This window comes from Streptomyces antibioticus (assembly GCF_002019855.1).
Lineage (GTDB): Bacteria > Actinomycetota > Actinomycetes > Streptomycetales > Streptomycetaceae > Streptomyces > Streptomyces antibioticus_B.
The window spans coordinates 8,146,791-8,161,054 of sequence record NZ_CM007717.1; the positions used below are offsets into that span (position 1 = coordinate 8,146,791).

At 69.6% G+C, this 14,264-nt stretch carries 10 protein-coding genes; 4 read left to right on the top strand and 6 right to left on the bottom strand.

What is annotated here, in order from left to right:
* Positions 1–495 precede the first annotated feature (495 nt).
* The 6 genes from AFM16_RS36665 to AFM16_RS36690 form a co-directional block, all read right to left on the bottom strand.
* Entirely contained in the window at positions 496–1,308 is an 813-nt protein-coding gene (locus AFM16_RS36665; RefSeq protein ID WP_078637235.1) for a carbohydrate ABC transporter permease, read from the bottom strand.
* Positions 1,309–1,403: 95 nt separating this feature from the next.
* A complete protein-coding gene (locus AFM16_RS36670) occupies positions 1,404–2,360 on the bottom strand; it encodes a carbohydrate ABC transporter permease (RefSeq protein WP_078636572.1) in 957 nt (318 codons plus the stop codon).
* A 136-nt stretch (positions 2,361–2,496) separates the two neighbouring features.
* Complete coding sequence (locus AFM16_RS36675) at positions 2,497–3,795, bottom strand: ABC transporter substrate-binding protein (RefSeq protein ID WP_078636573.1); 1,299 nt, start codon at positions 3,793–3,795, stop codon at positions 2,497–2,499.
* Positions 3,796–4,039: 244 nt separating this feature from the next.
* Positions 4,040–5,434: a GH1 family beta-glucosidase gene (locus AFM16_RS36680; RefSeq protein ID WP_078636574.1), complete on the bottom strand. Its 1,395-nt coding sequence runs from the start codon at positions 5,432–5,434 to the stop codon at positions 4,040–4,042.
* 391 nt (positions 5,435–5,825) lie between these two features.
* Positions 5,826–6,389: an RDD family protein gene (locus AFM16_RS36685; RefSeq protein ID WP_078636575.1), complete on the bottom strand. Its 564-nt coding sequence runs from the start codon at positions 6,387–6,389 to the stop codon at positions 5,826–5,828.
* Positions 6,390–6,466: 77 nt separating this feature from the next.
* Entirely contained in the window at positions 6,467–9,028 is a 2,562-nt protein-coding gene (locus tag AFM16_RS36690; RefSeq protein ID WP_143648528.1) for a serine/threonine-protein kinase, read from the bottom strand.
* Between the two features lie 503 nt (positions 9,029–9,531).
* Here AFM16_RS36690 and AFM16_RS36695 point away from each other — a divergent pair.
* The 4 genes from AFM16_RS36695 (at position 9,532) to kdpA (ending at position 14,228) form a co-directional block, all read left to right on the top strand.
* Positions 9,532–10,248, top strand: coding sequence for a DUF4253 domain-containing protein (locus AFM16_RS36695; protein WP_245177902.1), 717 nt, complete (start codon positions 9,532–9,534; stop codon positions 10,246–10,248).
* A 550-nt stretch (positions 10,249–10,798) separates the two neighbouring features.
* The gene (locus AFM16_RS36700) at positions 10,799–12,094 is read left to right on the top strand and encodes a glycoside hydrolase family 6 protein (RefSeq protein ID WP_078636577.1); all 1,296 of its coding nucleotides are present in this window, start codon (positions 10,799–10,801) and stop codon (positions 12,092–12,094) included.
* 374 nt (positions 12,095–12,468) lie between these two features.
* Entirely contained in the window at positions 12,469–12,558 is a 90-nt protein-coding gene (gene kdpF / locus AFM16_RS36705) for a K(+)-transporting ATPase subunit F (protein WP_009326374.1), read from the top strand.
* Between the two features lie 8 nt (positions 12,559–12,566).
* On the top strand, positions 12,567–14,228 hold the full coding sequence (kdpA, locus tag AFM16_RS36710) for a potassium-transporting ATPase subunit KdpA (protein WP_078636578.1): 1,662 nt from the start codon (positions 12,567–12,569) through the stop codon (positions 14,226–14,228).
* Positions 14,229–14,264: the final 36 nt, after the last annotated feature.

Here is a 14,264-nt window from a genome sequence, read left to right on the forward strand (position 1 = left end):
GGGCGCGCCGGGCCCTCGCGGGGAAAGTACCAAGCCCTCGCGGGGAAAGCGCCGGGCCCACGCGGGGGAAGCGCCGGGCCTAGGTGGGGAACGCGCCCGGCGCAGGCCGGAAACGCGCCCGGCGCACGCCAGGAGCGTGCGCCAGCAGCGCGCCCCGACACATGGCCGCAGCGCGCCCCGGCATAAGCCCGGGGCGCGCCCCGGACACTCACCAGGGCCGCGCCCGGCTCACGCGAAACCGCGTCCGGGGCGGCACGCCCTCGTGTCCGCGGCACGCGCCAGGCAGCGTCGGTCGCGTCGGTACGACCACAGCGGGGGAGCATCTCTGCACTGCCTGACGCGAGCGACGGACACGAGGACGGGCCCCGACGGCCCGGACGGTCCGCATGGCCTGGACGGCCCCGACAACCCGCACGGCCCGGACGGCCCTGACAACCCGCACCGCCCGGACGCCCCCGACAACCCGCACCGCCCGCACGGCCCCGCCGTCCCCCCTCAGCCCTTGACGGCGCCGTGCATGATCCCTCCGACGATCTGCCGGCCGAGCAGACCGAACACGACCAGCACCGGCAGCGTTCCGAGCAGGGTGCCGGCCATGATGACCGACTGGTCGTGGACGTAACCGCCGCCGAGCTGGCGCAACGCCACCTGCACGGTGGGCTCTTGGGACGACAGGGCGATGATGGGCCAGAAGAAGTCGTTCCAGGCGGTCATGAAGGTGAGCAGTCCGAGCACGGCCATCGCCGGACGGGCGACGGGGACGACGATGGTCCAGAAGATGCGTGACGTGGAGGCGCCGTCGACGCGAGCGGCCTCGATCAGTTCGTCGGGCAGCGACTGCGCGATGTACTGGCGCATGAAGAACACACCGAACGCGGACACCAGGCTGGGCAGGATGACCGCCTGGAGCTGATTGGCCCACTGGAGCTTGGCGATGATCATGAAGAGCGGGATGACGCCGAGCTGCGGCGGGATCATCATGGTGGCGACCGTGAAGGACAGCAGGGCGTTACGGCCGCGGAAGCGCAGCTTGGCGAACGCGAACCCCGCCAGCGTCGAGCACAGCACCGTGCCGACGGTGATCGAGGTCGACACGATCAGGGAGTTGAGCAGGGCCTTGCCGATGTCGGCCTGGTGCAGGGCCTGTTGGAAGTTGTGCAGCAGGTTCGGGCCCGGCCACAGCACCGGGGGCACCCGGGCGATGTCCGCGTTGGAACGGCTGGCCGCGACCAAGGTGTAGTAGAGCGGGAACATCGACACGAGGGTCGCCAGGATCAGGAACACGTAGGTCAGACGGCCCGCGTGCATCGTGCGCCCGGAGCGCCGACGGCGTCGTGCGGGGGCCGGGCTCGCGGTGGACTTCCGGGCCGCGGGCGTCCGCTGGGTGTCTGGCAGGGTGGTGGTCACCGGGCTGTCTCCTTGGCCGTACGGCGGCGCGCGAGCAGGGTGTTGAGCCCGACGAGCAGCAGGATGAGCAGGAACATCACCCAGGCGATCGCCGCGGCCCGCCCGAGGTGGAAGAACGACCAGCCCTGCTCGTACATGTAGAGGCCGAGGGTCTGGTACTGGTGGCTGATGCCACCGGACGCCGAGCCCTCGAACAGCAGGGGCTCACCGAAGAGTTGGGTCGCGCCGATGGTGGACATGATGACGGCGAAGACAATGGTCGGGCGCAGCCCGGGAAGCGTCACGTGGAAGAACTGGCGCCACCGCGAGGCCCCGTCCACCTCGGCGGCCTCGTAGAGGTCACCGGGGATGGACTGCATGCCGGCCAGGAAGATGAGGGCGTTGTAGCCGGTCCAGCGCCAGATGACGATGCAGGAGACGGCGGTCTGCGACGTCCAGGTGCCGGTCTGCCAGTCGACCGGGCTGATCCCGAACAGCGACAGCACGTAGTTGACCAGCCCGAAGTCATGGCCGAACAACTGGGCGAAGACGAGGGTCGCGGCGGCCACGGAGGTGGCGTACGGCAGCAGCATCACGGTGCGGAAGAATGTGCGCCCGCGCAGCCGGTAGTTGAGCAGATGCGCCAGTCCGAGGGCGAGCATGAGCTGCGGAATGGTCGACAGCGCGCCCAGCGTGAAGGTGTTGCGCAGTGCCGTCCAGAAGAACGGGTCCTCGAAAATGGCGACGTAATTGCCCCAGCCCCGCCATGCCTTGTCACCGGACGTCTGGAGTTCGACGCGGTAGAAGGAGATGTACGCGGTGTAGATCAGGGGAAAGAGGCCGAACGCCGCGAACAGGGTGAAGAACGGTGCGAGATAGCTGTACGGCGACACGGCGCGCAGGAACCGGCGGGCCGGAGCCGGCCGGGGCGCGCGCCGAGCTGGGGCGCTGGGCGCGGGAGCGGTGAGAGTCATGCGACGGCCCTTCGGGCATCGGGTACGGCAGGTGCGGGAGCGGGGCGGAAGGAGGGGATGGAAGGAGGAGGGTGGAAGCGCTTCCAATGGTGGGTGCGACGGGATTGGAAGCGCTTCCGGTCCTGCGGCAGAAGGATCAGCCGAGGGCGTTCTGGACACCCTTCTTCACGTTGTTCCACGCGGTGCTCGAGCTCGTGCCCTTGCGCTCCACCTCGAACAGGGCCTTCGCGATCTGCTCCTGGACGTCCTGGTCGTTCACGCCGAGGATCTGCACCGGCGCCTGCTCGGCGGCGCTGCCGAAGATCTCACCGATCGGGGCGCCCGAGAAGTACGGGTCCTTGGTGTCCGCCACCTTCTCGATCGCCGGGACACTGGAGGGGAAGTTGCCGATCCTCTGGAAGAGCTTGGCCTGCTGCTCCGGGGCGGTCAGCCACTGGACCAGGTCGTACGCCTCCTTCTTGTGCTGGCTCATCTTCGGGATGGCGAGGTACGAGCCGCCCCAGTTGCCCGCCCGTCCGGGCATCTTGGCGACGTCCCACTTGCCCTCGCCCGCCTTGCCGGCCTGGCCCTTGATGTAGCCGAGCATCCACGCGGGGCACGGCAGCGTGGCGAACGAGCCCGCGGCGAACGCCTGGTTCCAGGAGGGCGACCACTGGTCCAGCGAGCCGCTCAGCCCGGCCTCGGCCGCCTCGACGGAGAGGTCCCATGCCTCCTTGACCGTGGGGCTGGTCTCCCAGATGAGCTTGCCGGAGGTGTCGTAGTAGCGCTCCTCGGACTGCCCGGCGACGTTGGTGTAGATGCTGCGCACGCTGTCGATCCAGGCGCTCTTGCCGGGCGCGCTCTTCTTGTACTGCTTGCCGAGGTCGAGGTACCCCTGCCAGGTGGACCACCGCTGGGCGAGCACCTCGCGGTCGGTGGGCAGCCCGGCCTTCTTGAGGAGGTCGGTGCGGTAACACATGGCTCCGGGGCCGTTGTCGGTGCCCAGGCCGATCACCGCGCCGTCCTTGGTGGTGGCCGCGCCCCACTTGGCGGCGGTGAAGTTCTTCTTGAGCTTGCCCGCGCCGTACTGGTTGAGGTCCTCGAACTTGTCGCTCTGCAACTGCGCGACGGACGTGATGCGGCCGATCTCCACGCCCTGGACGTCGGCGAGACCTCCGCCGCCCGCCAGGCGCGTCTGGAGCGACTTCCAGTAGTTCTGCTCCTGCTCGGTGTCGGTCTGCTTGATGGTGATGTTCGGGTGGAGCTTCTCGTACTCCTTGTAGAGGCCGGCCTCCTCGAAGCCGAACGTCCCGAACAGGTCGATGCTCAGGGTGACTTTGCCGTCGCTCTGCTGACCGCCGGTCGAACCGGAGCCGCAGGCGGCCAGCAGGGTCGAGGCCAGCGCGACGGCGCCCAGCCGTATCAAGGTGCTTCTCGCGGCTCGTGCGATGTGCATGGGGAAGCCTCCTAGGACTTCGTGATGGAACGTTTTGGAAGCGCTCCCAGTCGACGGGTGGAGCCTGCCGCTCCTCGGGGTGTCCCGTCAAGACTCGAAACAGGGAGACTCTGTGGGGAGTCGAGAAACCGTAGTTTCTGACGGCAGCGGGCCCGCCTGCTTCAAGACATGAAGGAAGGGGGCGACTTGTGTGCCGTACGGCGCCGGAAGGTGACGGCACGCAGCCGTCAGGGGCAGGGGTGTATCAGCGCGTACGGCTGTTGCGGGCGGCCTCGCGCAGCCACACGGCGCTCTGCTTCAGCGTGCGGCGCTGGGTCTCGAAGTCGACGTGGACGACACCGAAACGCTTGTCGTAGCCGTACGCCCACTCGAAGTTGTCCAGCAGGGACCAGGCGAAGTAGCCCCGTACGTCGACGCCCTCCAGGCGGGCCCGGGCCACCGCGGCCAGGTGATCGGCGAAGTAGGCGGTGCGCGGGGAGTCCTGTATCCGGCCGTCCTCGTCGGTGCCGAAGGCACTGTCGTCGAAGGCGGCGCCGTTCTCCGTCACGTAAAGGGGCGGCGTCGGGTAGTCCCGGTCGATGCCGATGAGCAGATCGGTCATGCCCTGCGGGTAGATCTCCCACGGCATGGCGGTCAGCGGCAGCTCGGGCTGGGGCACCCGTCGGGGCTCCTCGTCCTCACCGCCCGGCGCGACCGTGTCGCTGAAGTAGTAGTTGATGCCGAGGAAGTCCAGCGGCTGGGCGATGACTTCGAGATCCCCGTCCCGCACCGGCAGGGGCGCGCCACGGCGTTCGAGATCCTCGCTCACGTCCTTGGGGTAGCGGCCGAGCAGGACCGGGTCGAGATACAGACGCCGGCCCATCCCGTCCGCCCGCCGCGCGGCGTCGAGGTGCTCGGGGGAGTCGCCGGCGGCGTACACCTGGGCCGGGTTGAACGTGATCCCGACCTCCGCCGGCCGCTCGACCGTCGCGCGGATCCGCTGCGTGGCCAGACCGTGCCCGAGCAGCAGATGGTGCACGGCCCGCACGGCGGCGGGGAAGTCCTTGCGGCCCGGGGCGTGGCAGCCGACGTGATAGCCGAGCATGGCCGAGCAGAAGGGTTCGTTGAGCGTGATCCAGTGGTGCACCCGGTCCCCGAGACGGCCGACGGCGATCTCGGCGAAGTCCGCCAGACGGTAGGCGGTGTCCCGGTGCGGCCAGCCGCCCGCGTCCTCCAACTCCTGGGGCAGATCCCAGTGGTAGAGCGTCGCCCAGGGAGCGATGCCGCGTTCGAGGAGTCCGTCGACGAGACGATCGTAGAAGTCCAGCCCCTTGGCGTTCGCGGGGCCCCGTCCACCGGGCTGGATGCGCGGCCAGGACAGGGAGAAGCGGTAGGCGTCCAGCCCGAGGCCGCTCAGGAGGTCGAGGTCCTCGGGCAGGCGGTGGTAGTGATCGCAGGCCACGTCACCGTGGTCGCCGTTGTCGACGGCCCCGGGCGTATGGCTGAACGTGTCCCAGATCGACGGGGTGCGCCCGTCCACCGCCGCCGCGCCCTCGATCTGGTAGGCGGACGTTGCCGCGCCCCAGAGGAAGTCTGCGGGGAGACCGGGGAAGTCGGGAAGGCCGGGGTCGGGCCGGGTGGGGCCCTGTTCTGTACTCATGGGGCTCTCCGTCGGTGAGAAGGATCGACCGGATGCACGGGGCCGACCGAACCGGCGGAGTCCACGTGCGGGGCGCTCTTGGGAGCGCTCCCAAGAAGATGGGTCGTGAACTGGGGGCTGTCAAGGGTTGGTGGGGTGGGAGAAGTTGGGTGGAACCCCGCGTGGGAGCGTGCGATGCGGGGATCGTGTGCGGCGCTGAGCTGCGGTTTTGAGCGGGGGTGCGGAGAGGCGCGGAAGGTCCTGGTGGCGGCCGCCTCTTGACATTCCTGCCGGGCGATCGGCTAGTTTTGGTAGCGCTTCCAGTCCAACCGGGGTCCCAGAACGACGTTCGTCCAGGACGCACCGGCGAACCGGTACGTCCTGGACGGTCGGACGAGAAGGAGGGCGGCGCTCAGGCGGTGCGCTTGACGACGACCGAGCCGGCCATCGAGTCGACCAGGTTCTGCTTCTCGCTGCCGAAGATCTTGAACAGGTTGATCCAGGCCACGATGGACAGCGTGATCGTGCTGAGGAAGCCCAGCACCATGCCGCCCAGCAGGAAGTTACGGACGAACATCTCGCCCCAGGTCAGCCGGGCGCCGGTGTCCTTCTTCACGATGCTCAGGCCCAGGAGCTTCTGGCCCGGGTTCGCCGAGTCGGTGGACCAGGTGACCATGGCCCAGGCCAGCCAGCCGATGCCCAGCGTGACGACCGCCAGCAGGAGGTTGAGCAGGTAGGCGCCGAAACGCGCGCCGGCGCCCACGCGCAGCTCCTTGGGCACCGCCTGAGTGACGTGGACGGGGTAACCCGGCACCTGGGCGGGGACGACAGAGGCGGCGGACACGGCCGGCACGGCGGGCACGGCCGGCACGACGGGTGCCGGTCCGAAGCCTGCCGCCTGCGTCGGGGCCGGCGCGGTGGTGACGGCGGCCGGGGTTTCCACTGTGGCTTCGGCGGAGGTCTTGTCCATGTTCATGGCGTTACTCCTCAAAAGGTGAAGGCAGTAAGAGGGAAAGGGAAGGCTCCGGTGACGGAGAGCGCGGTGAAGCGCGACTACCAGTCGTAGTAACCGGAGTCGAAGGTCACGGTGGGGGCGGCGCCAGAGAGATCGACCGTCGCCGAGAAGGACTGCGTGCAGGTGTCCTGCTGCTTCTCCTTGGTGTCGTCCCAGGTGTCGACGCTGACCCAACGCACCGCGAAGTCGAGGGAGCCGGTGACCATGACGGTTCCGTCCTCGGCCAGTTCGGTGTCGAGGACCGGCTCCGACCGCTGGGTCCAGACGACGTCCTCGGTCTCGTCGAGCGAGGAGTAGTAGGTGTCCGGGCTCAACGGGCAGTCCTCGGGTTCGAGGGTCGTGCTCCGCTCCGCGCACTGGGTCAGCTCGGTGAACACGGCTTCCTGCGCGGCCTGTTCGCCCTGGGCGGTGAGTGTCGCCTCCAGGGCGTCGGCGCTTGCGCTGTCGCCGGGCTCCACCGTGACCGATGCGCCGCCGTCGGCGGCGACATAGCCGGAGTCCGCGCCCTCGACGGTCACCGTGCCCGGAAAGACGGCGAGTTCGGCGCTGCCGTCGTGCAGGGGCACCGGGACACCGTTCACCTTGGCCTTGTCGAGCAGCGAGGACGCCGTCACTTCCACTCGCGCCAGGCCGTCGGACACCTTCCAGTTCCGCCACAGGCCGAGGTGCTTGTCCTCGTCGTCGGCGATCAGGAGCAGCGAGGTCTCGTACTCCTCCCCGTCCACCGAGTAGGTGACGGTGGCGGTGGCCAGCGTTCCGGACTCGTCCACGTCGTCGACGCTCACGTCGGTCAGCGGGGCGGCCTTGCGCTGGGCGCCCAGCGCGGCCTGCGTCAGCAGCGGTCCGGACTCCGGGTTGTCGAGCAGTGCGAGGGCGTCCTCGGCACGTCCGTCCGCGACGGCCCGCAGGTAGTCCTCGGCGGCGACCTTCGGGCCGTAGACCTGGGAATCCACGACCGACCAGGCAGCCGTAGCGCCACCGCCCAGCACGACGACGGCGATCAGGCCGATGCCGGTGAACCGTGCCCACTTCGCGTCGGTGGCCAGCGGCGGACAGGCGAGCGGCTCGGCCGGCGCACTCGTCAGCCGGGACGGCACCGGACGGCCCTTGCGCTGCGCCGCGTCGGCGAGCAGCGCGGCCCACTGCGGGTGCACGGGCAGGCCGGGCATGCGCAGGATCCACGCACCCGCGGCGGGGAAGGCGCTCAGCAGCGGCCGGGTCACGAACTGCGCCGCGACCAGCAGCAGTCCACCCCACACCAGCGCCACGAACAGCGCTCCGAAGACACTCAGGCCGAAGGACACGGAACCGTGCGCCGTGCCGCTGGCGCCGAAGGGGCCCACCCCGATGTCGACGCCTCCGTCGATCGAGGCGTGCAGACCGGACACGACGGCGAGCGGCACCCACAGCACGGCCATGGCGGCCGCGAACCTCCACAGGGTGCTCAGCATGCGCTCCCGGGGGTCGTGGGCCAGCGCGTGACGGATCGCGGCGACGATCACCACGAAGGCGACCAGGAGCAGCAGAAGGTAGGCGGCCGCGGGCATGTTGCCGGTGAACAGGCCCGCCTTCGCGTCCTCCAACTGGCTGGTGTCGTCGTTGCCGAGGAAGGACTCGACGCTCGCGCCGCCCTTCAGGGAGCTCCCGGCCGTGACGCCCAGGGCCACACCGGCCAGCCAGACGGCGGAGTTGACCAGGGTGAGCAGCGAAAGTCCCAGTGCGGCACCGGTGTTCAGATCGCCGGTGTCGCCGAAGACGGCGAAGCCCAGCGCCGTCAGGGCGGCGAGGCCGAGCAGAACCGCGGTCACCGTGCCCGCGGCGACCAGCGGGGACCGCCAGCCGTGCAGGCGTCCGGCGAACGCGTCCGGCAGCCCGCTCACGGCGCCGCGGCGGACGACGGCACGGGCGGCGAAGTCGGCGAGGAGGACGAAGACGACGGTGTACGGAAGGAGCGGCCACAGGCTGACGCCCAAGTCGACCGACACCGGCCCGAGTTCCTCGGTCCTCATGCCGAAGACGGCGGAGGAGTGGGTGGCCGGCACGAGCACGCTCATGGCGACGGCGTAGACGAGAGCAGCGGTGGCGGACCGGCCCGCGAGGCGCGCCCAGGTCTCCGCCGCCGCGCGCCGCTCGCCGCGCCGGGCGAACCACCACACGGCGAACAGGGCGGTGCACGTGAACAGCAGCATCTGAAGGGTGATGCCGAACTCCGCCTGACCGGCGACGGACCCCGACGTCAAGTCCCCGAACCCGCTGCCCGATGCGGAGTCCCCGGCCCCCTCGATCGTCAGACCGAGCGTGCCTCGAAGGGCCAGTCCGGCCAGCCACACCGTGGAGGTCAGCCAGTCGCCCACCGTGCCGGTGTGCTCCTCGGGGAGGAACTGGGCGGTGACGACGAGGACGACGAACAACAGAACGAGCTGGCTCCCCAGAGCCGAAAGCGCGCCGACGGCCGCGGCCTTGGCGGACTGTGCGTCCGGCCGGACACGGGTGAACAGGACGGACAGACGGCCCGGCGCCGGGGCGTTCCACATCTCGGGCGGCGCGGACGGCACGGGAGAGGCGGGCGGCACGGGAGAGGCGGGCGGTGCAGGCGGCATCGGCGGTGTCATCGGCGCCGCTGCCGGCTGCGCGGGCACGACCGGTGCCCCGCATCTGCCGCAGAACGCGTGACCTGCGGCCATGGGTTCAGCGCAGGACGGACAGGTGCTCATTTGCTTCCCTGATGACTAGTAGGCCCGACGGACCTACAGGTGGAGTCACGCGAACTCCCCGACCACCCGGACACATCACGGGCCGGGTGCCGGCTGGGGGAACCGACCTCGGCACGCGGTCTGCTGATGCGACCGCGCCATGAGCGCCCGAACCGGCAAGGAAGTTCTTCACAATGTGAAGATCCTGTGGTTGATGCGTGAAGCAAATAGATAGCAGCCCTAGGTGACTTATGCAATGTACAAGCGTCGCCGACATGGCTCTGACCGGCACAAACGAAGCGAAGACCCCGACGGAGTCGGTTCGGCGGCACGGTCGCACCTGGGCGGCAGTGTTCACAACCAACGGCTCTGTCAGAGGCGCCACGTACATTCCGCTCATGCCTGGACCGATGAGCGAAGACGCCAGACAACTGGTGAACGGCTTGCCGCCCGGGCGCCTCGTGGGGCCGTGTCGTGATCCGCACCCGGTGGTGTGGATGAGCGACGGACCCGTGGCGCACGCGGCCGACTGGTGGAAGCGCCTCTACGCACGCCGTCTTGAGAGCGGCCTGTACCCGATCCTGCTGGAGTACCCGGACGACTCGTTCGAGCCGGCGGGCGGCGGCCACGGCGCTGACATCGACGCCGCCTCGTACCTCCGGAGCCGGTGGACCGACGACTCATGGCCGTCGTTCCAGGAGTGGCCAGGTCTCGCGCGGCCTGCCGTGACGTCGACCGACGTGGACGCGTGCGCGGGTGAAGTGGCGTCCGCTGTCGCCCGCGACGGTCGAGCCCGGTGTCTCGCGCTCGTTCAGGTCTCGCGGGGCGCTGACGCGCCCGCCGCCGTGGGCTGGAGCGGGATGTCGAACCATATGACCGCGCGGGAGCTGTCGGCGGTGCTGCGCTCCTGGGAGGACCGGTTCGGTCTGCGTATCGTGGGCTTCGGGCACGGCAGCCTGTATGTCTCTGTCGCCGGTCGGCCGGCGGACGTCCAGCAGGCCCAAGTCCTCGCCGCGGAGCATTACCTGGCCTGTCCGGACGTCTTCTTCATGGATCCCGACCTGGACTGGTCCACGTATCACGAGGACCTCATGACGCGCGGGGACTGGTGGTTCTGGTGGGACTGACCAGCCGCGTCGAACTGGAAGTGCTTCCAATGTGATGGAGTCCGTTTCACCCAGTGCAGCCTGCTTGCCGCACCCATCACGCGGAGTCCGGGGAGCGGGCCAACTCCCCGCTTCGGGAAGATGACAGCGGGTCTTGGAACGGTCGACGAAGAGTTCAAAGATTGAAGAAGACGGAGCGCATCCGCGGTTCGAGGGGTGATCCACGGGACATCGCTTCAGTCTTCCGCCTCTTGGACGTTCACGATGTGAACGAGGACCGGGGCTGCCGGCGCACCGTCGCGCCCGCTTCAACTCCCGTTTCGACGGCAGTCGTTACATGCTTGACATCAGACATCGCCAGCACCATCATCAGGACACCGCTGGAAGCGCTCCCAAAAGTGCTGTCCCTCGCTACCCCTCGCCACCCCACGTCAGAGCGGTCCGAGCCGACGGGCCCGTGCGCCGCCCCTGCCGGCCGGACCCGCGTGCACCAGCCGGGGCCAGGTGAACCACACCCCCCGGCAGCAACGCCTCGTCCTCGTCACCCCCTTGTCAAGGAGAGCCCCCGCCCATGAGCCGCCCCCTCCCGATACGCCACCTCGCCACCATCGCGTGCGCAGCCGTCACCGCCCTCGGCCTCACCGGTCAGGCCATGGCGGCACCCTCCACCACGGACCGCGCCACCGACCGCCGCGCGCTGTCCCACGACACCCGCTTCTACGTCGATCCGGTCAGCAAGGCCGCCAAGCAGGCCGTCACCGATCTGCGCGAAGGCCGGCTCGCCGACGCGCTGAACATGGCCAAACTCGCCTCCTGGCCCGAATCGTTCTGGCTGACCGAAGGCACCCCCGACGAGGTCCGGCGTCGCGTCCAGGGCATCATGAAGGCCGCGAAGGCCGCCCACGCGGTCCCCGTCCTGGTCCTCTACAACGTGCCCGGCCGGGACTGCAGCTTCTACTCCAGCGGAGGCGCGGCCGACGCCGCCGCCTACGACGCATGGGTGCAGGGCGTCGCCCAGGGCATCGGCAACGGCAAAGCCCTCACCGTCGTGGAGCCGGACGGACTCGCCCTGCTCCCCAAGGACTGCGGCGCGAACGCCGACCCCACCGGCACGCAGACCACGGAGCGGATCGCGAGCGTCAGGTCGGCGGTCGAAACCCTCGCTCGGCGGCCCGCGACCTCGGTGTACATCGACGCCGGCAGCAGCAACTGGCAGCCGGTCGGAACCATCGCCCAGCGGCTGCTCGACGCCGGACTCGACAAGGCCCAGGGCTTCGCCCTCAACGTCTCCAACTACCAGCCCACCGACCAGTTGAACCGCTACGGCACCTGGGTCTCCAAGTGCGTCCGCCACGCCACGGCGGACGGCTCCGGCTCCACCGCGGACCGCACGGCCGAATGCGCCAACCAGTACTACTCGTCCGCCGCCCCCAACGACGGCCAACCCGGCAACGCGGTCTCCTTCGAGGACACCTCCACCTGGCGCTGGACCGACGCCTGGTACGACGAGAACGTCGGCACACCGCCCGCCGATGAACTCAGCCACTACGTCCTGGACACCAGCCGCAACGGCCTCGGCGCCTGGACCTCGCCGCCGGGCAAGTACACCGACCCCGAGCACTGGTGCAACGCCCCGGGACGCGGCGTCGGCCCCCGCCCCACCGCCGACACCGGGCAGCCACTGGCGGACGCCTACCTCTACGTGAAGATCATCGGCGAGTCCGACGGCACCTGCCACCGCGGCACGCCCGGACCCGGCGACCCCGAGTACGGCGGCGTCGAGGACCCGCCGGCCGGCGCGTGGTGGCCCGACTTCGCCCACACCCTGGCCCGCAACGCGAAGCCGAAGCTCACCTTCAACTGGTAGCAGAGGCGGCTGCCGGCAGATCCAGCCGGCGGCAGACCTACGGCGTACGAGCCGTAGCCCGACACGGCCCCAGGCCCAGGCCCGGACCCGGACCGCCGCGAGCGGCAGCGGTCCGGGCCTGAGGCCGTTCCGAGACGAGTTCCCCTGGTCACAGGCACGAACACCGGGCGTATGGGTTCCGTCAAGATCCCCCGCACTCCCGTAAGAGTGCCGTCAACGGGCGTCCCGAACCGGCCACGGCCGAGTTTTCATCTACTCGTCCGTTCCAACCGCCCCTGACTCCAGGAGTTCGCGATGGCCGATCCGGCCTTCGTCGTCACCGTGCTCGCGGGTTTCGCGCTGGTGGCCCTCATCGCCAAGGGGGTGACGAAGCCGTGACCGCCGAGAACGTCGTCGGCCTGGTCGTGGCCGTCGCCCTGCTGGGCTATCTCGTCCTCGCCCTGATCTTCCCGGAGAGGTTCTGAGAGACGCCATGGGCCCCATAACCGCCGGCGTGCTCCAGCTCGTCGCGCTGACGGGCGCGCTGGCGCTCGTCCACATCCCCCTCGGCAATCACATGGCCAGGGTCTACTCCTCCCGGCGCCACCTGCGCATCGAGAAGTGGATCTACCAGGGCATCGGTGCCGACCCCGACACCGAGATGACCTGGACCGCGTATCTGCGCGGAGTCCTCGCCTTCTCCGCCGTCGGCGTGCTCTTCCTCTACGGCCTCCAGCGCCTCCAGGGCGTTCTGCCCGGCTCGCTCGGCTTCGACGCGATCGATCCGGACCAGGCGTTCAACACGGCCGTGTCGTTCGTGACCAACACCAACTGGCAGTCGTACTACGGCGAGCAGGCCATGGGCCACGTCGTGCAGACCGCCGGGCTCGCCGTGCAGAACTTCGTCTCCGCGGCCGTCGGCATGGCCGTCGCCGTGGCGCTGGTGCGCGGCTTCGCACGGTCCCGTACCGGTGAGCTGGGGAACTTCTGGTCCGACCTGGTGCGCGGTGTCGTACGCGTGCTGCTGCCGCTGGCGTTCGTCGCCGCGGTCGTGCTGGTCGCCTGCGGGGTGATCCAGAACTTCTCCGGCATCCACGAGGTCGGCCAGTTCATGGGCGGCTCGCAGCAGTGGAACGGCGGGGCGGTCGCCTCCCAGGAGGCCATCAAGGAGCTGGGCACCAACGGCGGCGGGTACTTCAACGCCAACTCCGCGCACCCCTTCGAGAACCCCACCCCGTTCTCCAACCTCTTCGAGATCTTTCTGATCCTCGTCGTGCCGTTCTCGCTGCCCCGCGCCTTCGGTGTCATGGTCGGTTCGGTGCGGCAGGGCTACGCGATCCTCGCCGCGATGGGCACGATCTGGCTCGGCTTCGTCGCGCTGATGATGTGGACCGAGTTCGCCCACCACGGCCCGGCCTTCGACCTGGCCGGCGGGGCGATGGAGGGGAAGGAGGCCAGGTTCGGCATCGGCGGCTCGTCGATCTTCGCCGTGTCGACGACCCTCACCTCCACCGGCGCGGTGGACTCCTTCCACTCCTCCTTCACCGGCCTCGGCGGCGGCCTCACCCTGCTCGGCATGATGCTGGGCGAGATCGCGCCCGGCGGCGTGGGCTCCGGCCTCTACGGCATGCTGATCATGGCCGTCATCGCCGTGTTCATCGCCGGACTGATGGTCGGCCGCACCCCCGAGTACCTGGGCAAGAAGATCGGCACCCGCGAGATCAAACTGGCCGCCCTCTACATCCTCGTCACGCCGGCGCTCGCGCTGGTCCTCACGGCCTTCGCGATGGCCCTGCCGACCCCGCCGCACTCCATGACCAACAGCGGGGCGCACGGGTTCTCGGAGATCCTCTACGCCTATACGTCCGCCGCGAATAACAACGGCTCGGCCTTCGCCGGTCTGAACGCCGACACCCAGTGGTTCAACAGCACCCTGGGTCTGGCCATGCTGTTCGGCCGTTTCGTGCCGATGGTGTTCGTGCTGGCGCTCGCCGGCTCGCTGGCCCGGCAGACGCCCGTCCCGGCCACCGCGGGCACCCTGCGCACCGAGAAACCGCTGTTCACCGGGCTGCTGGTGGGCGCGATCCTCATCATCACCGGTCTCACGTACTTCCCCGCCCTCGCACTGGGCCCGCTCGCCGAGGGGCTGGCGTGACGACCACCCCCGCCGAAACCCATGAGAAGCCAGAGG